We start from the raw sequence: 25070 nt of genomic DNA on the forward strand, positions 1-25070 counted from the left end.
AACCCCTCCTCCGCGGTCGGCCCCTCCGACCGCTCCCGCCAGCCTCCGGGCTCCGGCTGTGACGGACCTGTGGATCCGCCGTGAGCCGGCCGTGCATCCGGCCGTGCATCCGGCCGTGCCGAGCCCCACGGACGACGCCCAGCCGGCGTCCAGCCCGCGCACAGCCGGCCGGACGACCGTGGCGGCATGGACGTCGACCCGACCGGACTGCTCTTCGACTGCACCGCGGCCCGCACCGTGGTCCTGGCCCGCCGGCCCGCGAACGGGTGCGCCGTCGAGTGCGTCGTCTCGGACGTGGTCTGGGGCGACGTGGTCCGGCTCCTCCGGTGGGCCACGGCAGATCCCCGGGACGACCCCGGGCTCCGGGCCGGCACGTGGGAGCGGCTGGCCGTCGCGTGCGCGGACCTGCTGCGCCGGCTGCCCGGGCTCTGCGACGAGATCGCCGAACCGTGGGGCATCGACGGACCGGCGGTGCCGCCGGGGCTGGACGCCCCCGCCCGCATCGACCGGGCGGCCGGCCGGATCGCCGAGCTGCTCGGGTCGCCGTACCCGGTGCCGCTGCGCGCCCTCGCCGCCGAGGTCGATGCCCTCGGATCGGCCGCGTTCCAGGCGCTGGCCGGGGACGCCGGCCCGGCGGTCAGGACGGTCCCGTGAGCGCCCGGAGCACCGCGCTCCACGGCCTCCTCGGTGCGGCCCTCGTGGTGGTGGCCGCGCTGACGCTGGCCCCCGAGGGCGCCGGATGGTCGTGGGGGTCGCCGACCGAGGAGCTGCGCTGGTACGTCACCGGCCTGGACTCCACCGCCACCGTGCGGCAACTGCTGGGCAACCTCGGGCTGCTCGTCGTCCCGGCCGCCCTCGCCGTCCTCCGGTGGCCCGCGCTGGGACGGCCGGACCGGCTGGTCCTGACCGCCGTCGCCGCCGGCGCGAGCATCGAGCTGCTCCAGCTGCTGCTCCCGCTCGGGCGGGTGGTGTCGCCGCTGGACGCCGCGCTCAACGCCGCCGGCGCCGTCGCGGCGGGGCTCCTGGTGGCCGCCGGGACCGCCGGCCGGCTCACCGCGTCCCCCGGCGTACCGGGCTGACCGGCCCCCGCTCCGGGCGCCCCGGTCGGCGCCGTCCGGCAGGATCGGCGACGACGCGGGGGTGCCATCGGGGTGCCCGCGCGCACGACCCGACGGAGGACCCGCGCATGCCCCGACCCGGCCGTATCCAGCACCCGGAGCTGGCCCGCCGGGTCGTACCCGCGGACGCCGCGGCCGCGCTCATCGGCCCCGGCGACACCGTGGGCATGAGCGGCTTCACCGGCGCCGGCTACCCGAAGGTGGTGCCCGAGGCGCTGGCCCGCCGGATCAGCGCCGCGCACGCGGCCGGCGAGGCCTTCCGCGTCAACGTGTGGACCGGCGCCTCGACCGCTCCGGAGCTCGACGGCGTCCTCGCCGCGGCCGACGGCGTCGACCTGCGGCTGCCCTACCAGTCCGACCCGGTCACCCGGGCCAAGATCAACGCCGGCGAGATGGACTACCTCGACGTCCACCTCTCGCACGTCGCCCAGCTGGCCTGGGAGGGGTTCCTCGGGCCGCTGGACGTCGCGGTCGTCGAGGTCAGCGGCATCACCGCCGACGGCGACCTCGTGCCCTCGTCCTCGATCGGCAACAACAAGACCTGGCTGGACCGCGCCGAGCGGGTGATCCTGGAGGTCAACTCGTGGCAGAGCGCCGACCTCGAGGGCATGCACGACATCTACTACGGCACCGCCCTCCCGCCGCACCGGCTGCCGATCCCGCTCACCGGGCCGGCCGACCGGATCGGCACGCCCTACCTGCGGTGCGCGCCGGAGAAGATCGTGGCGGTCGTCGAGACGCACGCCCCGGATCGCAACAGCCCGCTGGCCGCTCCGGACGAGACCTCCCGGCGGATCGCCGGCCACCTGGTGGAGTTCCTCGAGCACGAGGTCGCCCGGGGGCGCCTGCCCGAGGGCCTGCTGCCCCTCCAGTCCGGGGTGGGCAACGTGGCGAACGCCGTGCTGGCCGGCCTGGAGACCTCCCGGTTCACGGGGCTGTCGGCCTACACCGAGGTCATCCAGGACGGGATGCTCGAGCTGCTGGACTCCGGGACGCTGTCGGTCGTCTCGGCGACCGCCTTCTCCCTGGGCCCCGACGTCGCCACGGCGTTCAACGACTCGGCCGCCGCCTACCGCGACCGGATCGTGCTGCGGCCGCAGGAGATGAGCAACCACCCGGAGATCGTCCGCCGGCTGGGGGTGCTGGCGATGAACGGGATGATCGAGGCCGACATCTACGGCAACGTCAACTCCACCCACCTGATGGGCAGCCGGATCCAGAACGGCATCGGGGGCTCGGGCGACTTCGCCCGCAACGCCTACCTGTCGTTCTTCCTCAGCCCGTCGACGGCCAAGGGCGGGGCGATCTCGAGCATCCTGCCGATGGTGTCCCACGTCGACCACACCGAGCACGACGTGCAGGTCCTGGTCACCGAGCAGGGGCTGGCCGACCTGCGCGGGCTCTCGCCCCGGCGGCGGGCGCACGCGGTGATCGCGCACTGCGCGCACCCGGACTTCCGGCCGCTGCTCGAGGACTACCTGGAGCGCGCCGAGCGCGGCGCCTACGGCCGGCACACCCCGCACCTGCTCGCCGAGGCGCTGAGCTGGCACACCCGGTACATGGAGACCGGCTCGATGCTGCCGGGCTGAGCGCCGGCGGCGGGCTCAGGCGTCGACCGCCTCGTGGGTGTTGACCCCGGGGATCCGGCGCACCGACCCCCAGCCGAACCGGGCCCACGCCACCAGCAGCGCGGCGCCGGCGAGCGAGCCGAGCGCGTCGCGGACCAGGTTGCCGTTGGTGTCGTCGTTGCCCTCGGACAGCGCGGTGCCGAACCAGGCGTCGGACCGCCACTCGTAGATCTCCCACAGCGCGCCCACCGTGACGCCGAGCGCCGCCGTCACCACCGCGATGCCGACGTAGTGCCGCAGGTGCGTCTCGTCCCGGGGGTCGGGGACGACGTCCAGCCGGGCCAGCGCGATGTAGATGACCGGCGCGGTGAGCATCGGCAGCGAGAAGTGCACCAGGTCGTCGAACCGGACGAACCGGTCGTAGAGCCCCCACACCTCGCCGAACCCCTGCAGCGCCATGCCCAGGGTCACCGACAGGTCGTAGACCCGCGGCAGGTTCACCAGCCGCGCGACGAGCGTGACCGCCCCCATGACGGCGAGCACCGCGGCCGAGCCGGCGTCCCCGGCGACGGCGTACCAGACGGCCCCGCCCAGGAGGACCAGCCGCAGCACATCGATGCCGTCCCGGACGATCGGCGTCCAGTCCCCGAGCAGGAGCCTGCGCGCGTCCACCGCCGGTGACCGGACCGCTCAGCCGGACTCGGCGATCCGCTTGATCGCCGCGAGCGTGACGGGGATGCCCTCGTGGGCCTGGCGGGTCCGCTCGGCGATCTGCTCGGGAGCCGCCTCGCCGTAGCGCTCGGCGAAGAAGGCCAGCCCGCCGGGGAGGAACTCCCACGACTCGGTGAGCTCGGTGCCGCCGTCGACGGGAGCGAGCGTGAAGCTCCAGTGCACGAGGGAGCCGCCGACGATCCAGGCGAACTCCCGGCCGCGGTCGGCCACGACCACCTGCGAGCGCGTCTCCCAGGTCCGCTCCGGGGTCACGTTGCGGCCGGTGAACCAGTCCCCGACCTGCCCCGACGCGCCCTCGTCCCACCAGCAGGCGGCGCAGACGGGGCTCCACTCGCCGGTGCGGGGAACGTCGGAGACCAGGTCGTAGAGGGCCTCCGGGGACGTCGCGACGGTGATCGATCCGGAGTGACGTAGCTCGCTCACCCCGGAAGTCTCGCAGTCGTCATGCGTGGTCGCGCGGACGGCCCGGGTATGCGCGCCGCGTGGAAGAGCTGCTGCAGGAAGTCGTCAACGTCCTCGTCGTCATCGTCGAGGCGTGCGGCGCCGCGGTCATCATCATCGGCGCCGTCTGGGCGTTCATCCGGTTCGCCTGGGCCGGTCTGCGGCACCGCAGCACCCACGGCTTCGTGCCGGTCCGGCTGACGCTGGGGCGCTTCCTGGCCCTGGGCCTGGAGTTCCAGCTCGCCAGCGACGTGCTGCGCACCGCCGTGGCGCCCAGCTGGGAGGAGATCGGGCAGCTCGCCGCCATCGCCGCCATCCGGACGGTGCTGAACTACTTCCTGGGCAAGGAGATCGCCGAGGAACGCCGCCAGGTCGAGGAGGACAAGGACCAGGACCGCGACCGCGACCGGCCGTCCGGTCCCTCGTCGTCCGACAGCGACGGGGCGACGACGCCGGCCGGGCGGGCCGGGTGAGCTCGACGCTGGCCGCCGTCACCGGGGCCGCCGCGCAGCTCGTCGCCGGGGCGGCGGTCGTCAGCGCGCTGGTCGCCCTGGCCGCCACCCGCCGTCCGGCGCTGGCGCTCGGCATCCTGCTCGACCTGCTGGTCGCCGCCGGCCTGCTCCGCCTGGCCGGGGACCCCGGCTGGCAGGCGATCGCCACCGCGGCCGTCGTCATCGCCCTCCGCCACCTGGTGGGCTACGGCCTGCGGCTCGGGGCACGCTCCTGGGAGGCCCGCGGCCCGCGGCCGGAGCGGCCCTCCCGGCGGTACGACGAGGCCGCCCGCCGGCTGCTCCACCCGGCCTGGCGGCAGTGACGGCCGGCCGGGTCCGGGGCGCCCGCGCGGGCCGGGGTGGCTAGGGTCCGCCGGTGACCTTCTCCATCGTCGGGCGCTCCCCCGACGGCACGGCGCTCGGCGTCGCGGTGGCCAGCAAGTTCCTCGCCGCGGGCGCCTACGTGCCGGCGGCGGCCGCCGACGCCGGCGCGCTCGCCACCCAGGCGCACGTGAACCTGGAGCTGCGCACCCGCGGCATCGAGCTGCTCCGCCAGGGGGTGGGCGCCGCCGAGCTGCTGACCCGCTTCTTCGCCGGCGACCCGCAGCGCGACCAGCGCCAGGCCGGCGTCGTCGACCGCACCGGCGCGGCCGCCACCTTCACCGGCGACCGTGCGCAGCCGTGGGCCGGCGGGCGCACCGGCGGGGGCCCGGCGGGGTCCTTCGCCGCGCAGGGGAACCTCCTCGCCGGCCCCGAGGTGGTGGACGCGATGGCCGACCGCTGGCAGGCCACGGCCGCCGAGCCCTCGCTGGCCCGGCGGTTGGTCGGCTGCCTCGCGGCGGGCCAGGACGCCGGTGGCGACCCGCGCGGGAAGCAGGCCGCGGCGGTGCTCGTGGTGTCCGCCGGGGCGGGTTACGGCGGCCTCGGCGACGTCGTGGTCGACCTGCGCAGCGACGACTCCCCCGAGCCGATCGGCGAGCTGGCCCGGATGCTCGACCTGCACGACCTGTACTTCGGCGCCACACCCGAGGACGAGCTGCTGCCCTACGACGACGCCCTCGCCGGCGAGCTGCGCGCACGCCTGGCCCGCACCGGCTACGCCACCGGGGACGTGCAGCGCGACCTGTACGACTGGATGGGCCGGGAGAACTTCGAGGAGCGCTGGCACGACGGCCGGCTCGACCCCGTCGTCCTGGCGCACCTGCGGGCCACCACCGGGCTGCCGTGATCCGCCGCCCGGGGCGTCAGGCGCGGCCCGCCTCGGCGGCGGCCGGCGTGTCCCCGCCCTCGAGGTCGCCCTCGGTGTCGAGGTAGGCCTGCTGCAGCTCGGCGAGCAGGGCCGGGTCCGGCTCGGCCCACATCTTCCGGTCCACCGCCTCGAGCAGCCGCTCGGCGATGCCGTGCAGCGCCCACGGGTTCGACTGCTCCATGAACTCCCGGTTCTCCGGGTCGAGCACGTAGGTCTGCGCCAGCTTCTCGTACATCCAGTCGGCCACCACGCCGGTCGTGGCGTCGTAGCCGAACAGGTAGTCGACGGTGGCGGCCAGCTCGAAGGCGCCCTTGTAGCCGTGCCGGCGCATGGCCGCCAGCCACTTGGGGTTGACCACGCGGGCCCGGAAGACGCGGGCGGTCTCCTCGGTCAGCGACCGGGTGCGCACCTGCTCGGGCCGGGTGGAGTCGCCGATGTACGCCAAGGGCTGCGAACCGGTGAGCGCGCGCACCGTGGCGACCATCCCGCCGTGGTACTGGAAGTAGTCGTCGGAGTCGGCGATGTCGTGCTCGCGGGTGTCCACGTTCTTGGCCGCCACCGCGATCCGCTTGTAGGCCGCCTCCATGTCGGGGCGCGCCTGCACGCCGTCGAGGTCGCGGCCGTAGGCGTAGCCGCCCCAGACCGCGTACACCTCGGCGAGGTCGGCGTCCCCGCGCCAGTTCCGGCTGTCGATCAGCGAGAGCAGCCCCGCCCCGTAGGCGCCCGGCTTGGAGCCGAACACCCGGGTGGTGGCCCGCCGGCGGTCGCCGTGGGTCGCCTCGTCGGCGTCCACGTGGGCCCTGACGAAGTTGACGTCGGCCGGCTCGTCCAGGCCGGCGGCCAGCGTGACGGCGTCGTCGAGCATGGTGACCACGTGCGGGAAGGCGTCCCGGAAGAAGCCGCTGATCCGCACGGTGACGTCGATCCGCGGCCGGCCCAGCTCCTCGAGCGGGACCGGCTCCAGCGCGGTCACCCGCCGCGACGCCTCGTCCCACACCGGGCGGACGCCGAGCAGCGCCAGCACCTCGGCGATGTCGTCGCCCGAGGTGCGCATGGCCGAGGTCCCCCAGACCGACAGCCCGACCGAGCGCGGGTACTCGCCGGTGTCGGCGCGGTAGCGGTCGACGAGCGACTCGGCCATCGCCTGACCGGTCTCCCAGGCCAGCCGGGAGGGCACCGCGCGCGGGTCGACGGAGTAGAAGTTGCGACCGGTCGGCAGCACGTTGACCAGCCCGCGCAGCGGCGAGCCCGACGGGCCGGCCGGCACGTACCCGCCGTCGAGGGCGTGCAGGGTGGCGTCCAGCTCGTCGGTGGTGCGCGCCAGCCGGGGCACCACCTCGTCGACGGCGAACCGCAGGACGGCGGCCACCTGCTCGTCGTCGCGGTCGAGCACCTCGCGGACGACGTCGTCGACGGCCGCGGCGGCCCACCCGCGCTCCTCCATCCGGGAGACGAGGGCGTCGGCCAGCTCCTCGACGGCGTCGGTGGCCTTGAGGCCCGCGGTGCCGTCCTCGGCGAGGCCGAGCGCCTCGCGCAGGCCCGGCAGAGCCACCGAGCCGCCCCAGATCTGGCGGGCTCGTAGCATCGCCACGACCAGGTCGACCCGGTTCTGCCCGGACGGCGGCGTGCCGAGCACGTGCAGGCCGTCGCGGATCTGGGAGTCCTTGATCTCGCAGAGCCAGCCGTCGACGTGCAGGATCATCTCGTCGAAGTGGTCGTCCTCCGGCCGCTCGTTGAGCCCCAGGTCGTGGTCGAGCTTCGCGGCCTGCAGCAGGGTCCAGATCTGCGCGCGGACGGCGGGCAGCTTGCCCGGGTCCATCGCCGCGATGTTGGCGTGCTCGTCGAGCAGCTGCTCGAGCCGGGCGATGTCGCCGTAGGAGTCGGCGCGGGCCATCGGCGGGACCATGTGGTCGATCAGCGTGGCGTGCGCGCGGCGCTTGGCCTGGCTGCCCTCACCGGGGTCGTTGACCAGGAACGGGTAGATCAGCGGCAGGTCGCCGATCGCGGCGTCCGGTCCGCACGACGCCGACAGCCCGACCGTCTTGCCCGGCAGCCACTCCATGTTGCCGTGCTTGCCGACGTGCACCAGCGCGTGCGCGCCGAAGACCGACCGCAGCCACCAGTAGGCGGCCAGGTAGTGGTGCGAGGGCGGCAGGTCGGGGTCGTGGTAGATGGCGATCGGGTTCTCCCCGAAGCCACGGGGCGGCTGCACCATCAGCACGACGTTGCCCGCGCGCAGGGCGGCGAAGACGATGGCGCCGTCGGAGTCGTCGACGAACAGCGACCCGGGTGCCGGGCCCCAGTGCTCCTCCATCGCCTCCCGCAGGTCGGCCGGCAGCGTCTCGAAGAACGCCCGGTACTCGGCGGCGGGGATGCGGACGGGGTTGCCGCTGAGCTGCTCCTGGGTCAGCCAGTCGGCGTCCTGGCCGCCGGCGGCGATGAGCGCGTGCACCAGCGCGTCGCCGTCGAGGTCTGCCACCCCGGGAAGCGCGTCCGGGCCGTCGAACGGGCCGATGTCGTAGCCCTCCCCGGCCATCGCGGCGAGCAGCCGGACGACCGAGGCGGGGGTGTCCAGGCCGACGGCGTTGCCGATGCGGGCGTGCTTGGTCGGGTAGGCGCTGAGCATCACCACGATCCGGCGCTCCTCCGGCGGGGTGTGCCGCAGCCGGGCGTGGGCGACGGCGGTGCCGGCAACGCGGGCGGCCCGCTCCGGATCGGCCACGTAGGAGGTCAGGCCGTCCTCGTCGGTCTCCTTGAACGAGAACGGCACGCTGATCAGCCGGCCGTCGAACTCGGGGATCGCCACCTGGTTGCCGACGTCGAGCGGCGAGAGGCCGTCGTCGTCGGCCAGCCACTCCGCCCGGGAGCGAGTCAGGCACAGCCCCTGGATCACCGGCACGTCGAGAGCCGCGAGCTCGCCGACGTCCCAGGCGCCGTCGTCGCCACCGGCCTGGGCGGTGGCCGGCCGGGAGCCGCCGGCCGCCAGCACGGTGACCACCATGGCGTCGGCGGTGCGCAGCGTCTCGAGCAGCCCGGGGTCGACGGTGCGCAGGCTGGCGGTGAACACCGGCAGCGCCTGCCCGCCGGCCGCCTCGATCGCGGCGCAGAGCTCCTCGACGAACGCGGTGTTGCCGGCCAGGTGGTGCGCCCGGTAGTAGAGGACGGCGACCCGCGGGCCGCTCGTCGTCCGCGGGGTGCGGTCCAGCGGCCCCCAGTCCGGCGCGACCGACGGCGGCTCGAACCCCTCGCCGGTGAGCAGCACCGTGTCGGAGAGGAAGCGGTGCAGCTGGACGAGGTTGTCCGGCCCGCCCTGGGCCAGGTAGCCGTGCGCCTCGGTGGCCACGCCCATCGGGACGGTGGAGAGCTCCATCAGCTCGGCGTCGGGCACCTGCTCGCCGCCGAGGACGACGACCGGTGCGGGCCCGGCCAGCAGCGGCGCGAGCATCTCCTCGTACTGGCGCCGGACGCCGAGGATGCGGACGACGACGAGGTCGCTGCCCTCGACCAGCGCGGCGACGCCGTCGGCGCCGAGGCGGACGGGGTTGCCCAGGCGCCAGTCGGCCTCGCTGGCCCGGGCCGACAGCAGGTCGGTGTCGCTGGTGGAGAGCAGGGTGAACACGCGTGGGCCTCCTCGGGGTCCGCGCCCCGGTTCGCTGGGCACGGCAGCCGGAGTGTCTGGCTCACCCGGCATCTCGACGACGCCGGGCCTCACAGTGGCGGGACCGCACCGGATTCGCACCGGTTTCCTCGCTGGACTGCCGTGATTGACCGCAGACGCTACCGGGTGCCGGAGGCGGCCCCGGCGCCGGAGATGCGTCGGGGTCCTCCACCCGGCGAGTGCCCGGGGCGAGCCGGGCATCGAGGTCCGGGGTGAAGCGGGCGGGCCCGCCGGCGACAAAGCGGCACCGGCCGCATCCGGGCGGTGTGCCGGAGGGGAAGGACGGGTACGAACCGGTTCTTCGAGGGAGTCGTCATGGCACTGCGTCCGCACCTCCACCGCACCCGCACGGCACCCGGCACCCGCACCCCGCCCGACACCCCGGCGAGCCCGTCGGAACCGGTCGCCCCGTCCGCACGTGCCGTTGAGCCCGCGGGCTCCGACCGACGGAAGACCGACGGCGCCCGGGCCGGCAGCCGGGTGCCGGCCGTCCACCGGATCGGCGCGGTGGTCGTCGCCGCGGTGATCGCCGTCTTCGGCATCCTCGGCTTCGCCGACGGGCTGGACTTCTTCTCGACCGACGGCGAGCGGGTCCTGGGCCTGTCCTCGAACGGCCTGCTGTCGACCATCTCCGTCGTCACCGCCGCCGTGCTGATCGCCGCCGCCGTGCGGGGGCCGCGGATCGCGTCGACGGTCATGATCGTCGTCGGCGTGCTGTTCCTGGTCTCCGCGCTGGCCAACCTCGCCGTGCTGCAGACCGACCTGAACTTCCTGGCGTTCCGCTTCGCCAACGTCGTCTTCTCGGTCGTCGCCGGCCTGGTCCTGCTGCTCCTGGGGGCCTACGGCCGGGTCAGCGGGAACCTGCCCGCCGACAGCCCCTACGCCCACCCCGCCGACGGCGTGGCCGAGGACGACGCCGGCGACGGGTTCCCCTCGACCCCGGCGGAGTTCGCCGCCGAGCGGGCGATGCGGGACGCGGAGGTCGCGGTGGTCGCGCACACCGCCAGCGCCGACCAGCGGCGCCGGGTGGCGGCCATGTCCCACCACCGCAGCCGGGCCGACCGCCGTCGGGCGTGGATGTCCTTCGACGGGCCGTCCGGCCGCCCGGCCGGCAGGCCGTAGCCCCGCGGGTGGCTCAACCGGACCGGGCGCAGGGGTTCACCGGAGCGGCGCGGACCGGAGCCACCACACGCCCAGGACCACCCCGGCGAGGGTGACGCCGCACCACACGGCCGCCGAGACGACGTACCCGACGAGCGCCGCCGTGGCGAGCGCGGCCGAGGCGGTCAGGAACGAGGCGAGCAGGGGCACCGTCGTGAGCGTCGTGAAGTCGGTGCCCGCCGTGGCGGGGCGGGACAGGTCCATGCTCACCGTGTAGACCACCACGTTGAGCGCCGTGTACGCGACGAGGAAGCCGCTGAGCGCCACCACCGTGCCGACGAGCAGCGCCGTTCCCCGCAGCAACGGGACCAGCCCGGCCGTCGAGACGGCCAGCGCGACGCCGCCGCCCGCCAGGACGGCGGCCCGTCCCCAGCGCCGGACCAGCCAGCCGGCGAGCGGGCCGGCCAGCGCCGCCGGCACGCTGACCACGACACCGGTGACCACGCCGATCCGGGTGAGGGACCACCCGGCGTCCACCAGTGCCGCGCTGGGCAGCGCATACACCCCGGCGGCGCCGCCGTAGACCAGCGGCACCACGACCAGCGCCCACGACGGCACGCGGGGACGGAGGAACACGCCGACCAGCGCGCGCCACGCACCGGCGCCCGGCGCGCGCGGGTCGCGGACGGGCTCGCGGAAGCGGAGGACGACGACGAGCGCGACGAGGGTGAGCGCCGCGAGCAGCAGCACCGCCGGAACCCACCCCGCGCGGTCGTACACGAGGACGCAGACACCACCACCGAGCACCGTGCCGACGTAGCTGGCGCCCACCTGCACCCCGTTGCCGAGGCCGCGGTCCTCCGGGCGCAGCAGCCGCACCCCCAGGGCGTCGGTGGCCACGTCCTGGGTCGCCGACAGCAGCACGTAGAGGGCGCAGACGCCGACGAGCGGGCCGAGCGAGGCGGCGGGGTCGTCGAAGGGCAGCAGCGAGAGCAGCGCGAGGACCATGCCGGTCTGGAGCACCAGCAGCCAGGACCGGTGGTGGCCGAGCCGCCGTGACCTTTACCGGTCGAGCAGCGGCGCCCAGAGCAGCTTGAGCGGCCAGGCGAGGCCGAGCAGCGAGACGAGCGAGAGGTCCTCGAGGGACACCCCGTCGGCCCGGAGGATGGCGACCAGCCCGACGGTGAGGAAGCCGATGCCGACGTACTGGGTCACCCAGAGGGTCGTCAGCAGGCCCCACGGCGGCCGGTCCACGGCCACCGGAGACCGTCCGGCGACGGCCGGAGCGGACGCTGCGCTCACGTCGCACGCCAGTAGCCGGCCGCCGAGACGCGGTCCTTGCCCACGCCGAGGTCGCGGCGCAGGTGCCGGGTCAGCGCCCGGGTCGCCGCCGCCTCGCAGGCGACCCAGAACCAGTCCCGCGCCGGGTCCGCCGAGCCGTCGGCCGACCACGAGCCGGTGACCGCGTCGACCACCGCACGTCCGGGTTCGCCGTCCCGGTCGACCCAGACGACGTCGTGCCCGCCGCGGGCGCGTACCGGGAGGTCGCGGTCGGCCGGGTGGCCCGCCTCGACCCACACCCGCGCGGGTGTCGACGGGTGGGCGTCGAGGAGCGAGTTGACCGCGGGCAGGGACGCCGGGTCGCCGACGAGGTGCAGCAGCTGGGCGTCGAGCGGCGGCTGCTCGTCGCGCGTGCCCTGCACCGTCGCGTCGATCGTCGCTCCGGGCCGTGCCGCGAGCGACCAGTTCGCCGCCGGGCCCTCGTGGAGGGCGAACTCCAGGTCGAAGGTGCCCGCCACCGGATCCGGATCGACCAGCGTGTAGGCCCGCTGGTGCGGCTTGCCCCCGTGCTCGAACCAGAGCCGGACCCACATCCCCGGGTGCGGCGGGCAGGCGGCGAGCAGGCCACCGTCGGCCACACGGACCCGCTGGTAATGCTCGCCGACCCGCTCGCTCCCTCGGACGGTCAGGACGAAGTCCTTCCCGCGCAGCGCCTTCAGGACCACGCCTTCCCACCCGTGCTGCACCGCGTCTTCCTCTCGTTGCGTGTGCCGGGACCACCGGTCCATCGGCTCCCCGGCTGCGCGCCGCCGTCTGCGGGTTAGGGCAGGCTAACCTACGGATCCGGCCCATCGCGGCTCAGCGCGAGCCGGCCGCGGCGCGTTCGCCGCCGACGACCGCCGACCGGCCGGCCCTCGGCTGGAACCGTGACGGCGCCAGCCCCGAGACGCACCGGGACACCCGGGGCGGCCCGGTCCGGCCCATCGAGCCTGGTCAGGACCGGATCGGCACCCTACGGTGGCCGGGTGCGGCGGGGAGGGCAGGACGACCGGCGAGGAGCCGGTTCCTCCGGGGCAACCCCGGGGCCTCGCACCAGAGCTGGACGATGCGTCACCCGCCGGACGGCGCGCTCCGCGCACGTCCCGGCGCCTCCGTCACGGAGCGGCTGCCCTCCCCGCCGTCCACTCCCGGGTCCCGGGACGTGACCACCGCCCGCCAGGCCGAGGTCGTGGCCGCCGGGATCGCGACCGCACTACTCGCCGGACGGTGGCGACGGCCGCCGATGGTCCGCCGGGTCGCCGTCGCGCTGGGGTACCGCAGGGCCCCTCGCTGGGTGGGCACGCTGGTGGGCGAGGTGCTCGACGCCTACCGGCACCCGCCGGCCGACCGACCGCGAGAGCTGGCCCGATTCCTCCGGACGACGCAGGGCTGGGCGCGCGGCCAGGAGGCCGACGTGCCACCCCGGGTGGTGCACTGGGCGCCGGTCCCCACCTCCGTGGTCCGGCCCCGGCTCCCGACGGTCGAACTGTCCGACCTGGACGTCCTGGCCCGGCTGCTCGACCTGGACCAGGGCGAGCTGGCCTGGTTCGCCGACGCCCGCAACCTCGAGCGCACGGCGGCCGAGCCGCTGCGCCACTACCGCTGGCGGGCCGTGGACCGCCCGGCCGGCATGCGGCTGCTCGCCGCCCCCAAGCCCCGGCTGAAGGAGATCCAGCGCCGGCTCCTGCGGCACGTGCTCGACCCGGTCCCGGTGCACGACGCCGCGCACGGTTGCGTCCGCGGCCGGTCGGTGCGGACGGCGGCCGCACCGCACGCCCGGGCCGCCGTCGTCCTGCGGATGGACCTGGAGCACTTCTTCGCGAGCGTCCCCGCCGCCCGGGTGCACGGGTTGCTGCTGGGCCAGGCCGGGCTCCCCGAACCGGTCGCGTACGCGGTGACCGGCCTGGTGACGACGGTGCTGCCCGCCGCCGTGTGGCGGCGCGTCCCGCTGCCGGACGACCCCACGGCGCGGGAGCGGCACCGGCGGCTCGGCGCGCGGCTGGCCGTGCCGCACGTACCGCAGGGCGCACCCACGTCCCCCGCCCTGGCCAACCTGGTCTGCTACCGGCTGGACCGCTGGCTGGCTGCGCTCGCCGCGGCGTTCGACGCCACCTACACCCGCTACGTCGACGACCTGACCTTCAGCGGCGGCACCCGGGTGGGCCGCGGGCGGCTCGCCGACCTGGTCGGCGAGATCGCCCGGGAGGAGGGCTTCCGGGTGAATCCCGCCAAGACCCGCACGATCAGCTCGGCCCGCCGGCAGGACGTGCTGGGCGTCGTGGTCAACGACCACCCGGCGCTGCCCCGCCGCGAGCGGGACGCGCTGCGCGCCCTGCTGCACAACTGCGCCACCCGCGGGTGGACCACCCAGCTCCGCGGGCGCGACGCCGCCACCTTCCGGGACCACGTGCTGGGCCGGGTGGCCTGGGCCGCATCGGTCGACCCGGCGTTCGGCGCCCGGTTGCACGCGCTGGCCGACCGCGTCGACTGGAGCTGAACCGCCACGGCCCGCGGTGGGGCCCCGGCCGGCGACGTAGCCTCGCGGGCGCCATGTCATCAGCCGGGATCCGCACCCCACCGCTCCGGGAGCGCGCCGACGCCTGCCCCGGTGCGCTGCAGACCCACGCGGCCGCCGACGGCGCGCTGGCGCGGGTGCGGGTGCCCGGTGGCGCGCTCACGGTGGCCCAGGTCCGGGTCCTCGCCGCCGCCGCCCGGGAGCTCGGGGACGGGGCGCTGGAGCTGACCAGCCGCGGCAACGTCCAGCTGCGCGGCCTCCGCCCGGGTGCGGAGCCGGAGCTGGGCGACCGGTTGGCGGCGGCCGGGCTGCTGCCGAGCGCGACCCACGAGACGGCGCGCAACGTGCTGGCCAGCGTGCTCAGCGGCCGGGCCGGCGGGCTGCTGGACGTGCGCCCCTGGGTGCCGGCCTTCGACGCCGCACTGTGCGCCGACCCCGCCCTCGCCGAACTGCCCGGCCGCTTCCTCGCCGCGTTCGACGACGGCCGCGGCGACGTCGCGGGGCAGGCCCCGGACGTCGGGCTGCTCGCGCTGGACGCGGGTGAGGTGGCGCTGCTCCTGGCCGGCGCCGACAGCGGGCTGCGCGCCACCCCGGAGGACGCCGTCGCGCTGGCGGTGGCCGCCACCCGCGCGTTCGTTGCCGAGCGCCGGGTGCAGGGCGGCACCGCGTGGCGGGTGTCCGAGCTGACCGAGGGCCCGGCCCGCATCGCGGCCACCCTGGACACCCCGGTCGGTCCGCTCTTCGACGTCCCGGCTCCCCCGCTCATCGGGCCGGCCGGGCCGGTGCGACAGGAGGACGGGCGGACGGCGCTGGTCGCGGTCGTGCCGCTCGGCCGACTGACGGCCGACCAGGCCGACCTCCTGGCGGGGACCGCGGCGGCCGGGGTCCAGCTCACGCCGTGGCGCAGCGTCGTCGTCCCCGACCTCCCGGACGCTTCCGCCCTCCCGGCCCTCACGGCCGTCGGGCTGGTGCTCGACCCCGGCAGCGCCTGGCTGTGGGTCACCGCCTGCGCGGGACGGCCGGGCTGCGCGAAGTCGCTCGCCGACGTGCGGTCCGACGCGACCCGCGCGGTCGCCTCGGGGGCGCTGCCGGCCGACGGCGCCCGCCAGCACTGGGCCGGGTGCGGGCGACGCTGCGGCCGCCCTGCCGGCGAGGTGGTCGACGTGGTCGCGACCGGCACCGGCTACCGGATCGAAGACAGCGGCAACCCTGGCTGACCTCGAACTGGACGCCGCGCCCGGAGGGGACGGCGCGCCCGGCGCGCGGGCGCAGCCTCCCTCTGCGGCACTCCTGTCAACACGTCCCACTGATCTGTGGACAGGGCTCTCACCTGCGGTTTCGCGTTGCCGCCGAGTCCTGTGCTCGGTAGGATCCCGTACATGTGTTCGACCGCTGCAGGTGATGCGCTGGACCGGTTGTCGGCCGCGCTGGACGACCTCGCGGGCGAGGACCTGGCCGGCCGGTTCGGCGCGCAGCTGCTCGATCGGCTGCGGCCGCTGCTGACCGCGCAGAACCGGCTTTCCGCAGAAGTCACCCGGACCGTGCGGGAGTGCGAGGTCACCTCCGCCGCCGAGCACGACGGGCAGAAGACGATGGCCTCCTGGCTGCGCGGGCACGCCCGGCTGTCGTCGGCGGCGGCGTCGCGGGTGGTGCGCTCCGGGCGGGCGCTGCCCGAGCTACCGGCGGTGCGGGCCGCGTTCGCCGCGGGTGCGGTGACCGCGGAGCAGGTCGCGGTGATCGCGCCGGTCGCCGCACCGGGGAACGTGGCCGCCGCCGGAGCCCAGCAGGTCGACCTCGCCGGGGTCGACGCAACCCTGGCCGAGGTCGCCGCGAGTCGCCCGCACGCCGAACTCCGCCAGGTGGTGGACCACTACCTGGCCCGGCTCGACCCCGACGGCCCCGAACCCGATCCCACCGAGGGCCGGTCACTGGTGTTCACCACCCACGCCGACGGCAGCGTCGGGTTCCGCGGCGAACTCGACGCCGTCGGCGGGGAGAAGCTGCAGTCCGCGGTCGAGTCGATCGTGCAGGCCACCCGCCCCGCCGGGGACACCCGCACCCGCGCCCAGCAGTCCGCCGACGCCCTGGTGCAGCTCGCCGACAACCAACTCGCCACCGGCGCCCTGCCGGTCCTGCGCACGGTCAAGCCGCACGTCGTGGTCCGCGTCGACCTCGCCGACCTGGTCGACCCCGCCACCGGACCGGCCGCGGCGACCACCGGGTTCGGAGCCACCATCTCCGCCGCCCGCGCCCGCTGGCTGGCGTGCGACGGCAACATCTCCCGGATCGTCATCGGCCCCGACGGGGAGCTCCTGGACCTGGGCCGCCGACACCGGGTCGTCCCGCCGCCGCTGCGCCGCGCGGTGGAGTACCGCGACCGGGGATGCGTGTTCGCCGGCTGCGACGCCCCGGCCCACTGGTGCGACGTGCACCACCTCGTGCACTGGGCCGACGGCGGGGACACCTCGCTGGAGAACTCCGGGCTGTTGTGCGAGCGGCACCACACGGAGGTCCACCACGGGTTCTCCATCGTTCGAGATAGCAGCGGCCGATGGCACACCTACCGGCCCGACGGCACCGAGATCCTGATCTTCCCCCGCATCACCGGCGAACCCGAACACTCGCGCACCGGCTGAGCCACCGACGCACGACGACCCCTTCCGAGCGTCCGGACGGGGCCGTCGGCGCGCCGTCAACGCGACCTGCGCGTGCGGCGGTGGGCTGGACCTGGTCCGTCCGCGACCCGTTGCCTCCGAGCACGCGGTCGCGACGGTCGTGACCATCGGGATCCAGCCTGCCCGCCGTTCCCCGGAGCAGGCGGCCCGAGCACGGGACGTAGCCTCCTGCCCGATGTACGACTACGAGAAGGACGGCGCCGAGATCTACCGGCGCTCGTTCGCCACCATCCGCGCCGAGGCGAACCTCGCGAACCTGCCCGCCGACGTCGCCCAGGTGGCGGTGCGGATGATCCACGCCTGCGGGCAGGTGGACCTCGTCGACGACATCGCCCACTCCCCCGCCGTCGTGCAGCGCGCCCGCGAGGCGCTGGACGCCGGCGCACCGGTGCTCTGCGACGCGCAGATGGTCGCCAGCGGCATCACCCGCCGGCGGCTGCCGAAGGACAACGACGTCGTCTGCACGCTCAACGACGCGCGCACCCCCGGCCTCGCCGCCGATCTCGGCACCACCCGCACCGCCGCCGCCCTCGAGCTGTGGCGCGACCGGCTCGACGGCGCCGTCGTCGCCATCGGCAACGCTCCCACCGCACTGTTCCACCTGCTGGAGATGGTGGCCGCCGGCGCACCCCGCCCGGCCGCCGTCATCGGCATCCCGGTGGGCTTCATCGGCGCGGTCGAGTCCAAGGAGGCGCTGGCCGCCTCCGACCTCGAGCACCTGGTCGTCCGCGGCCGGCGCGGCGGCAGCGCGATCACCGCGGCCGCGATCAACGCGATCGCGAGCACCGTCGAATGAGCGGCGGAGGGACGCCCGGCCGGCTCTACGGCGTAGGGCTGGGACCCGGCGACCCCGAGCTCGTCACGGTCAAGGCCGCCCGGCTGATCGGCGCCGCCGACGTCGTCGCGTTCCACGCCGCCCGGCACGGCCGCTCGGTCGCCCGCGCGCTCGCCGAGCCGTACCTGCGCTCGGGCCAGGTCGAGGAGCTGCTGGTCTACCCGGTCACCACCGAGACCACCGACCACCCCGGCGGCTACCAGGGTGCGATCGACGAGTTCTACGAGGCCGCCGCCGCCCGCCTGGCCGCACACCTCGACGCCGGCCGCGACGTCGTCGTGCTCGCCGAGGGCGACCCGCTCTTCTACGGCTCCTACATGCACATGCACAAGCGGCTGGCCCACCGCTACCCGACCGAGGTGGTCCCCGGGGTCACCAGCGTCAGCGGCGCGGCCGCCGCCGTCGGTCGGCCGCTGGTCGAGCGCGACGAGGTGCTCACGGTGCTGCCCGGGACGCTGCCGGCCGACGAGCTCGCCGCCCGGCTGGCGGCCACCGACTCGGCCGCGGTCATGAAGCTCGGCCGCACGTTCCCGCAGGTGCGCGAGGCCTTCGAGCGGGCCGGCGTCCTCGACCGCGCGCTCTACGTCGAGCGGGCGACCACCGACCGCCAGCGGACCCTGCCGCTGGCCGACGTCGACCCGGCGAGCGTCCCCTACTTCTCCCTCGCCCTGCTGCCCAGCCCGCTCACCCCGCAGGTGACCGAGCCGGCTCAGCCGGCCGGCGCGGCGGGAACGCACGGCGAGGTGGTCGTCGTCGGCCTCGGCCCCGGCGCGCGGAGCTGGACGACGCCGGAGGCCGCCGAGGCACTGGCCTGCGCCGACGACCTCGTCGGCTACGGCCCCTACCTCGACCGCGTGGCGGTGAACCCGCGCCAGACCCGCCACCCCAGCGACAACCGCGTCGAGGCCGAGCGCGCCGCGGCCGCCCTCGAGCTGGCGCGCTCCGGCCGGCGGGTGGCGGTCGTGTCCAGCGGCGACCCGGGCGTCTTCGCGATGGCCGCCGCGGTGCTCGAGGTGGCCGAGCGGCCGGAGTTCGCCGGGGTGCCGGTGCGCGTGGTGCCCGGCCTGACCGCCGCCCAGGCGGTGGCCTCCCGGGTCGGCGCCCCGCTGGGCCACGACTTCTGCGTCATGTCGCTGTCCGACGTCCTCAAGCCGTGGGAGGTGATCGTCGACCGGCTGCGGCACGCGGCCGCCGCCGACCTGGTCATCGCCCTCTACAACCCGCGGTCCAGGCACCGCCCGCACCAGCTCGGCGAGGCGCTGCAGGTGCTGCTGGAGATCCGCGCACCGGAGACCGTGGTCGTCGTGGGCCGCGACGTCGGCGGACCCCAGGAGGACCTCCGGGTGACCACGCTCGGCGCGCTGGACCCCGCGACCGTGGACATGCGCTGCCTGGTGCTGATCGGCTCGTCGCAGACCCGGGTGACGCCGTCGGGTGCGGTCTACACCTCGCGCAGCTACCCGCGCTGACCCGCCGGGCGGGAATGCGCGAGAGATCGTTGCCCTTGCCCACCATCGTGGCCCCTCCGACCCTCTCCCGGACTCCCGCCTTCTGGACCGCCGCCGGGCTGCTCCTGCTCGTGCTCGCCGCGTCGGGGGTGCCGACGCCGCTGTACCGCGTCTACCAGGAGCAGTTCGGCTTCGGCCCGGCCGTGCTCACCACGGTCTTCGGCATCTACGCCCTGGCGCTGCTGGTCGCGCTGCTCGTGGCGGGCGGGCTCTCCGACCACGTCGGCCGGCGGCCGGTGGTGGCCGCCGGCCTGCTGCTGCAGGCGGCCGCGATGCTGGTCTTCCTCGCCGCGGACGCCGTCGGCTGGCTGCTCGTGGCCCGCGTGCTGCAGGGGCTGTCCATGGGCGTGCTGACCGGCACGCTCGGCGCGCTGCTGCTGGACACCCAGCGCCCGGCCCGCCCCCTGGGCGCCCTCCTCAACAGCGCCGCCCCCGGCCTCGGCCTGTCGCTCGGGGCGGTCGGCGCCGGCCTGGTCGTCGAGTACGTCGCCACCCCCGACCGCTGGGTCTTCGGCGTCCTCGCCGTGGCGATGCTGCTGGCGACCGCGGGCGTGCGCCTGCTGCCCGAGACCTCGCCGCGGTCCCCCGGCGCGCTGCAGTCCCTGCGGCCGACCGTCCGGGTGCCGAGATCCCAGCGCGCGGCCTTCCTCGCCGCGCTGCCGGTCATGGTCGCGGCCTGGGCGCTGGGCGGGCTCTACCTGTCCCTGGGCCCCTCCCTCGTCGCCAACGTCTTCGGCGTCGAGGACCACCTGGTCGGCAGCCTGATGGTGCTGGCCATGCACGGGACCGGCGGGATCGGCGCGATCCTGGGCCGCAACCTGGCCGCGGAGCGGGCCATGCTCAGCGGGGCCACGCTGTTCGCCGGCGGGGTGACCGGGACGATCGTCGCCCTGCTCACCGGCGAGGTCGCCGTCCTCTTCGCCTCGGCGGTCGTCTCGGGCCTCGGCTTCGGCCTGTCCTTCCTGGGCTCGGTCGCCACCGTCAGCGCCGGCGTCGCACCCGCCGAGCGCGCCGGCCTGCTGTCGAGCGTGTTCGTCGTCGGCTACCTCAGCTTCAGCGTGCCGGCGGTGATCGCGGGCGCCGCCACGTCGGCGGTGGGCCTCGAGACGGTCACCGAGATCTACGCCGCGGTGCTCGTCGTCCTGGCGCTGCTGGCGATCGCCGGGGTGCGGCTGCGCCGCCGTCGCGCCGGGGCCCCCGAGGGGACGCCCGGCGCGACCGCGGAGCGGCTGCCGGCCTGACCGCCGGTCAGCGACCCGGGTACGGCGTGGTCTTCAGCGCCCGCGCCAGGACGGCGGCGTTCTCCGCCAGCGTGGCGGTCGTGGAGGCGACGGCCTCGGGGGTCTCGTCGAGGTCCATGTAGTCGGTGCCGCCCATCGCCTGGTCGTTCCAGTAGGTCGACCCCTGGGACGGGATGGTGAAGCCGATGTCGTTGAGGCCCTGGAAGAGGTCGGCGACGATCTTGTGCGCGCCGTCCTCGTTGCCGACGACGGACACCACGGCCACCTTGCCGGCGACCAGCGGGCGCCCGGACCCGTCGGTCTCCGACAGCTCGCCGTCCAGCCGCTCCAGCACCCGCTGGGCCACGCTGCTCATGTGGCCGACCCAGGTCGGCGTCGACACGACGAGGATGTCGGCGGCCATCATCCGCTCGCGGATCGCGGGCCACTCGTCGCCGTCGCCCATGTCCACCTCGACGCCGGGCTTGACGTCGGAGTCCACGACGCGCACCACGTCGCCGGTGACGCCGTGCTTCCCGAGCTCGCCCAGCACCTGCCGGGCGATGAGGTCGCTGCTCGACGGCGACGGGGAGGGCTTCAGGCTGCAGACGAAGGCCAGGGCACGGAGGGACGCGGTTTCGGTCATGGCCGTGGACTGCCCCCGCGCACCCGGACGTCACACATGACGATCAGATTGCGCACGACCGGACCCACGCGACGGCGTCGGCCACCGTGCCGGCCACCGGCACGTCCGGCGGGAGCGGCGGACGGCGGACCAGCACGACGGGCAGGCCCAGCTCGCGGGCGGCGGTGAGCTTCGCGGCCGTCATCCCTCCCCCGCTGTCCTTGGTGACGACGACCTCGACGGCGTGCTCCGCCATCAGCGCCCGCTCGTCGGCCACCTCGAACGGCCCGCGGGCGAGCACCACCGTGGTCCGGCGCGGCAGCGGGGGCGCCGGCGGCTCGACCGAGCGCACCAGGCAGTGCCCGGGGACGTCGGCGAAGGCGGCGAGCCCCTGGCGGCCGGTCGTGACGAACACCGAGCCGTACCCGGCCACCGCCGCGGCGGCGTCGGCCAGCGAGCCCACCCAGCGCCAGTCGTCCCCCGCCCCGGCCGTCCACCCGGGGCGCTGCAGCCGCAGCAGCGGGACGCCGGTGAGCGCGCACGCCTCCGCCGCGGCAGCCGTCATCCCGGCCGCGAACGGGTGCGTCGCGTCGACCACCGCGGCGGGCGCCTCCTCCCGCAGCCACGCCACCAGCCCGGCGACGCCGCCGAACCCGCCGATCCGCACCCGTCCCGGCGGCAGCGCCGGATCGGCCACCCGGCCGGCCAGCGAGCTGACGACGTCGACCCCCGCCCCGGCCAGCGCCGCCGCCAGCCGCCGCCCCTCCCCGGTGCCGCCCAGCACCAGCACCCGTCCGGTCACGCGGGGTGTTCCTGCCGGGATCCGCCCCGATACGCCTGCGCGCGGTATCGGCGGCACCGATTCCCGCGCTCGTGCGCATGCGGGCGGTCGCGACCGCCCGGGAGGCCGCCGTGCATGCTGATCGGGTGACGACGGCGGACCGCACGGAGGGCACCGGCCTGCGCTCCGGCTGGACCACCGGGGCCTGCGCCACCGCCGCGACCACCGCCGCCTACACCGCGCTGCTCACCGGCGAGTTCCCGGACCCGGTCACGATCGACCTGCCCAAGGACCGGCACCCGTCGTTCGCCCTGGCCACCGAACGGCTCGAGGACGGCGCCGCCACCGCGGGCGTGGTCAAGGACGCCGGCGACGACCCGGACGTGACCCACGGCGCGCTGGTCTCCGTCCGGGTGACCCACGGGGAACCGGGCAGCGGCGTGACCTTCCGCGCCGGCGAGGGCGTCGGCACCGTGACCAAGCCAGGGCTGCCGCTGCCGGTGGGCGAGCCGGCGATCAACCCGATGCCCCGGCAGTTCATCCGCGCGCACGTCGCCACCGTGGCCGAACGGCACGGCGGCACCGGCGACGTCGTCGTCGAGGTGTCCGTGGAGCACGGCGCGGAGCTGGCCCGGCGCACCTGGAACCCGCGGCTGGGCATCCTCGGCGGGCTGTCCATCCTCGGCACCACCGGCGTCGTCGTGCCGTACTCGTGCTCGGCGTGGATCGACTCGATCCGCCGCGGCGTCGACGTCGCCCGCGCCGCCGGGTACGCGCACGTGGCCGCCTGCACCGGCAGCACCAGCGAGCGGGTGGCGGTGGAGACCTACGGGTTGCCCGAGGACGCGCTGCTGGACATGGGCGACTTCGCCGGCGCCGTCCTCAAGTACCTGCGCCGGCACCCGGTCGACCGGCTGACCGTCGCCGGTGGGATCGGCAAGCTCGCCAAGCTGGCCGACGGCCACCTGGACCTGCACTCGGGCCGTTCGCAGGTGTCCACGGAGTCCCTGGCCGCGATGGTGCGGGGCGCCGGCGGACCGGACGGGCTGGCCGAACGGGTGCGGGCCGCCAACACCGCCCTCGACGCGCTCCAGCAGTGCCAGGCGGCGGGCCTGCCGCTGGGCGACCTGGTGGCCGCGGGGGCGCGCGAGACCGCGCTCGGCGTCCTCCGCGGCGCCCCGGTGGCCGTCGACGTGCTGGTGATCGACCGCGCCGGCACGGTGGTCGGCCGCGCCTAGCGGCATCGGGCGGTCGAGTAGAGGTGGCTGTCCGGGAACTCGCCGGCGGTGAGCACCGAGCCCACGATCACCACGGCGGTCCGCCGCACCCCGGCCGCCTCGACCTGCCCGGCGATGTCGGCGAGCGTGCCGCGGAGGACCAGCTCGTCGTCCCGGCTGGCCCGGGCGACGACGGCGACCGGGCAGTCGGACCCGTAGGAGGGCAGCAGCTCGGGCACGAGCTCGGCGATCCGCTGCACCGCCAGGTGCAGCACGAGAGTGGCCCGGGAGGCGCCGAGCGTGGCCAGGTCCTCCCCCGGCGGCATCGGCGTGGACCGCGCGGAGGTCCGGGTGAGGATCACCGTCTGCCCGACACCGGGCACGGTCAGCTCCCGCTTCAGCGAGGCGGCGGCGGCGGCGAACGCCGGCACCCCGGGGACGACGTCGTACGGGACGCCGGCCGCGTCCAGCCGGCGCATCTGCTCGGCCATCGCGCTGTAGACCGACGGGTCGCCGGAGTGCAGTCGCGCGACGTCGAGACCGGCCTCGTGCGCGGCCACGAGCTCGGCGGTGATCTCGTCGAGGTCCAGGTTGGCGGTGTCGACCAGCCGGGCGCCGGCCGGCGCGGTGTCCAGCAGCTCGCGGGGCACGAGGGCGCCGGCGTACAGGCAGACCGGTGCGGCGGCGATGAGCCGCGCGGCCCGCACGGTGATCAGGTCCGCCGCGCCCGGACCGGCTCCGAGGAAGTGCACCGTCACGGCTTGACTCCTGACCAGATCGTCACGGGCATGGCGGCCTTCCAGCCGGTGAAGCCGCCCACCGGGGCACCGTGCGCGACAGCCAGGCGCACCAGCTCACCGCCGTGCCGGGCGTACCGGTCGGCGAGGACGGCCTCGCTCTCCAGCGTGACGGCGTTGACCACGAGCCGGCCACCGGCGGGCAGCGCCGCCCAGCAGGCGTCGAGGACGCCGGGGACGGTGGCGCCGCCGCCGACGAACACCGCGTCCGGGGCGGGCAGCCCGGCCAGGGCCTCCGGCGCGCGCCCCTCGACGACGGCGAGATCCGGCACGCCCAGCCGCGTGGCGTTGCGCGCGATCCGCGCGGCCCGCTCCGGAGAGCCCTCCACCGCCACCGCCCGGCAGGACGGGTGGGTGCGCATCCACTCGATGCCGATCGAGCCGGACCCCGCCCCGACGTCCCACAGCAGCTGCCCGGGCAGCGGGGCCAGCCGGGCCAGGGTCACCGCGCGGACGTCGCGCTTGGTGAGCTGGCCGTCGTGCTCGTAGGCGTCGTCCGGCAGGCCCGGCGTCGCCGGCAGGGGCACGGTCCCCGGGTCGGCGACCACCTCGACGGCGGTGACCACCAGCGGATCGGTCTCGGGGTGCGGCCAGTCCGCCGCGGTCCCGGTGAACCGCCGCTCGTCCGGTCCGCCCAGCTGGGCCAGCGCGGTCACCCGGCTGGCGCCGTAGCCCCAGGCGGTCAGCCGGGCGGCCACCGCGGCCGGGGTGGTGGAGTCCGAGCCCAGCACCAGCAACCGGCGGCCCGGCGTCGCGTGCGGCCCGACGAGCTCCACCGGGCGGCCGACCACGGCCACCACCTGCGTCTCCTCCACCGACCAGCCCATGCGGGCACAGGCGAGGGTCACCGACGAGGGGTGCGGCACCACCTCGACCGCCTGCGGACCGAGCACGCGCACCAGCGAGGTGCCGATCCCGGAGAGCATCGGGTCACCGCTGGCCAGCACGACCACCCGGCGACCGGGGTGCGCGGTGGGCAGCTCCCGCAGCGCCGGCGCCAGCGGCGAGGGCCAGGGCACCCGCTCGGCGGCGACCGACGGCGGCACGAGCGCCAGCTGGCGGGCGCTGCCGCGCAGCACCTCGGCGGCCTCGATCGCCCGGCGGGCCGCCGGGGAGAGCCCGTCCCAGCCGTCGGCGCCGATGCCGACGACCACGATCGGGCCGCCGGCGGGGGCATCGGGCGCTGGCACGGCCGCCGATCCTAGGGACGCGCCGACCC

The 25070-nt window shown here is 76.0% G+C and carries 23 protein-coding genes, 1 pseudogene and 1 riboswitch; of the genes and pseudogenes, 14 read left to right on the forward strand and 10 right to left on the reverse strand.

Going from position 1 to position 25070, the window contains the following annotated elements:
* Nucleotides 1-186 precede the first annotated feature (186 nt).
* The 3 genes from ACI79T_RS11240 to ACI79T_RS11250 all read left to right on the forward strand — a co-directional run bounded on the left by ACI79T_RS11240 (nt 187) and on the right by ACI79T_RS11250 (nt 2707).
* Entirely contained in the window at nt 187-654 is a 468-nt protein-coding gene (locus ACI79T_RS11240; RefSeq protein WP_456610147.1) for a hypothetical protein, read from the forward strand.
* Complete coding sequence (locus tag ACI79T_RS11245; protein WP_456610148.1) at nt 651-1079, forward strand: VanZ family protein; 429 nt, start codon at nt 651-653, stop codon at nt 1077-1079. Before ACI79T_RS11240 ends, ACI79T_RS11245 begins: the two co-directional genes overlap by 4 nt.
* Nucleotides 1080-1186: 107 nt before the next feature.
* Entirely contained in the window at nt 1187-2707 is a 1521-nt protein-coding gene (locus tag ACI79T_RS11250) for an acetyl-CoA hydrolase/transferase family protein (protein ID WP_456610149.1), read from the forward strand.
* A gap of 15 nt (nt 2708-2722) precedes the next feature.
* Here ACI79T_RS11250 and ACI79T_RS11255 read toward each other — a convergent pair whose 3' ends face one another.
* On the reverse strand, nt 2723-3358 hold the full coding sequence (locus ACI79T_RS11255; protein WP_456610150.1) for a hypothetical protein: 636 nt from the start codon (nt 3356-3358) through the stop codon (nt 2723-2725).
* 18 nt (nt 3359-3376) lie between these two features.
* The gene (locus ACI79T_RS11260; protein WP_456610151.1) at nt 3377-3841 is read right to left on the reverse strand and encodes an SRPBCC family protein; all 465 of its coding nucleotides are present in this window, start codon (nt 3839-3841) and stop codon (nt 3377-3379) included.
* Between the two features lie 59 nt (nt 3842-3900).
* On the opposite strand from ACI79T_RS11260, the gene ACI79T_RS11265 reads away from it, so the two are divergent.
* Genes ACI79T_RS11265 through ACI79T_RS11275 form a run of 3 tightly spaced genes read left to right on the forward strand, consistent with a single transcriptional unit; the run spans nt 3901 to nt 5578 of the window.
* Nucleotides 3901-4332: a DUF1622 domain-containing protein gene (locus ACI79T_RS11265; protein WP_456610152.1), complete on the forward strand. Its 432-nt coding sequence runs from the start codon at nt 3901-3903 to the stop codon at nt 4330-4332.
* Nucleotides 4329-4673 carry a hypothetical protein gene (locus tag ACI79T_RS11270; RefSeq protein ID WP_456610153.1) on the forward strand — a complete coding sequence of 115 codons (345 nt, stop codon included), beginning with the start codon at nt 4329-4331 and terminating at the stop codon, nt 4671-4673. Before ACI79T_RS11265 ends, ACI79T_RS11270 begins: the two co-directional genes overlap by 4 nt.
* A 53-nt stretch (nt 4674-4726) precedes the next feature.
* Complete coding sequence (locus ACI79T_RS11275; RefSeq protein WP_456610154.1) at nt 4727-5578, forward strand: DUF1028 domain-containing protein; 852 nt, start codon at nt 4727-4729, stop codon at nt 5576-5578.
* A 16-nt stretch (nt 5579-5594) separates the two neighbouring features.
* On the opposite strand, the gene cobN is transcribed toward ACI79T_RS11275, so the two are convergent.
* Nucleotides 5595-9218, reverse strand: coding sequence for a cobaltochelatase subunit CobN (gene cobN / locus ACI79T_RS11280; RefSeq protein WP_456610155.1), 3624 nt, complete (start codon nt 9216-9218; stop codon nt 5595-5597).
* A 29-nt stretch (nt 9219-9247) separates the two neighbouring features.
* Nucleotides 9248-9395: riboswitch (cobalamin riboswitch) on the reverse strand.
* 177 nt (nt 9396-9572) lie between these two features.
* On the opposite strand from cobN, the gene ACI79T_RS11285 reads away from it, so the two are divergent.
* Nucleotides 9573-10379 (forward strand): DUF4383 domain-containing protein, encoded by an 807-nt coding sequence (locus ACI79T_RS11285; protein WP_456610156.1) that lies wholly within the window; start codon nt 9573-9575, stop codon nt 10377-10379.
* Between the two features lie 36 nt (nt 10380-10415).
* Here ACI79T_RS11285 and ACI79T_RS11290 read toward each other — a convergent pair.
* The 3 genes and pseudogenes from ACI79T_RS11290 to ACI79T_RS11300 form a co-directional block, all read right to left on the reverse strand.
* A pseudogene (locus tag ACI79T_RS11290) lies at nt 10416-11402 on the reverse strand (MFS transporter); the annotation flags it as partial.
* Between the two features lie 18 nt (nt 11403-11420).
* Entirely contained in the window at nt 11421-11660 is a 240-nt protein-coding gene (locus tag ACI79T_RS11295) for a hypothetical protein (protein WP_456610157.1), read from the reverse strand.
* Nucleotides 11657-12385 carry a siderophore-interacting protein gene (locus ACI79T_RS11300; RefSeq protein ID WP_456610158.1) on the reverse strand — a complete coding sequence of 243 codons (729 nt, stop codon included), beginning with the start codon at nt 12383-12385 and terminating at the stop codon, nt 11657-11659. The genes ACI79T_RS11295 and ACI79T_RS11300 overlap by 4 nt, the downstream gene beginning before the upstream one ends.
* A gap of 455 nt (nt 12386-12840) precedes the next feature.
* On the opposite strand from ACI79T_RS11300, the gene ACI79T_RS11305 reads away from it, so the two are divergent.
* The 6 genes from ACI79T_RS11305 (at nt 12841) to ACI79T_RS11330 (ending at nt 20452) form a co-directional block, all read left to right on the forward strand.
* Nucleotides 12841-14175 carry a reverse transcriptase family protein gene (locus ACI79T_RS11305; protein ID WP_456610159.1) on the forward strand — a complete coding sequence of 445 codons (1335 nt, stop codon included), beginning with the start codon at nt 12841-12843 and terminating at the stop codon, nt 14173-14175.
* A gap of 53 nt (nt 14176-14228) precedes the next feature.
* Nucleotides 14229-15410, forward strand: coding sequence for a precorrin-3B synthase (gene cobG / locus ACI79T_RS11310; protein ID WP_456610160.1), 1182 nt, complete (start codon nt 14229-14231; stop codon nt 15408-15410).
* Between the two features lie 189 nt (nt 15411-15599).
* A complete protein-coding gene (locus tag ACI79T_RS11315) occupies nt 15600-16829 on the forward strand; it encodes a DUF222 domain-containing protein (RefSeq protein ID WP_456610180.1) in 1230 nt (409 codons plus the stop codon).
* Between the two features lie 214 nt (nt 16830-17043).
* Entirely contained in the window at nt 17044-17664 is a 621-nt protein-coding gene (locus tag ACI79T_RS11320; RefSeq protein ID WP_456610161.1) for a precorrin-8X methylmutase, read from the forward strand.
* Entirely contained in the window at nt 17661-19172 is a 1512-nt protein-coding gene (locus tag ACI79T_RS11325; protein ID WP_456610162.1) for a precorrin-2 C(20)-methyltransferase, read from the forward strand. The genes ACI79T_RS11320 and ACI79T_RS11325 overlap by 4 nt, the downstream gene beginning before the upstream one ends.
* A gap of 47 nt (nt 19173-19219) precedes the next feature.
* The gene (locus ACI79T_RS11330; protein WP_456610163.1) at nt 19220-20452 is read left to right on the forward strand and encodes an MFS transporter; all 1233 of its coding nucleotides are present in this window, start codon (nt 19220-19222) and stop codon (nt 20450-20452) included.
* Between the two features lie 7 nt (nt 20453-20459).
* Here the strand turns inward: ACI79T_RS11330 and ACI79T_RS11335 are convergent, their stop codons facing one another.
* Both ACI79T_RS11335 and ACI79T_RS11340 read right to left on the reverse strand, forming a co-directional pair.
* A complete protein-coding gene (locus ACI79T_RS11335) occupies nt 20460-21077 on the reverse strand; it encodes a flavodoxin family protein (RefSeq protein ID WP_456610164.1) in 618 nt (205 codons plus the stop codon).
* A gap of 43 nt (nt 21078-21120) precedes the next feature.
* The gene (locus ACI79T_RS11340; RefSeq protein ID WP_456610165.1) at nt 21121-21858 is read right to left on the reverse strand and encodes a cobalt-precorrin-6A reductase; all 738 of its coding nucleotides are present in this window, start codon (nt 21856-21858) and stop codon (nt 21121-21123) included.
* 125 nt (nt 21859-21983) lie between these two features.
* On the opposite strand from ACI79T_RS11340, the gene ACI79T_RS11345 reads away from it, so the two are divergent.
* Nucleotides 21984-23075: a cobalt-precorrin-5B (C(1))-methyltransferase gene (locus ACI79T_RS11345; protein WP_456610166.1), complete on the forward strand. Its 1092-nt coding sequence runs from the start codon at nt 21984-21986 to the stop codon at nt 23073-23075.
* Here the strand turns inward: ACI79T_RS11345 and cobM are convergent.
* Both cobM and cbiE read right to left on the reverse strand, forming a co-directional pair.
* Nucleotides 23072-23812 (reverse strand): precorrin-4 C(11)-methyltransferase, encoded by a 741-nt coding sequence (gene cobM / locus ACI79T_RS11350; protein ID WP_456610167.1) that lies wholly within the window; start codon nt 23810-23812, stop codon nt 23072-23074. The two genes, ACI79T_RS11345 and cobM, sit on opposite strands and share 4 nt — an antisense overlap.
* A complete protein-coding gene (cbiE, locus tag ACI79T_RS11355; RefSeq protein WP_456610168.1) occupies nt 23809-25041 on the reverse strand; it encodes a precorrin-6y C5,15-methyltransferase (decarboxylating) subunit CbiE in 1233 nt (410 codons plus the stop codon). Before cbiE ends, cobM begins: the two co-directional genes overlap by 4 nt.
* Between the last annotated feature and the right edge of the window lie 29 nt (nt 25042-25070).

The sequence above is a fragment of the Blastococcus sp. SYSU DS0619 genome, from assembly GCF_054051035.1.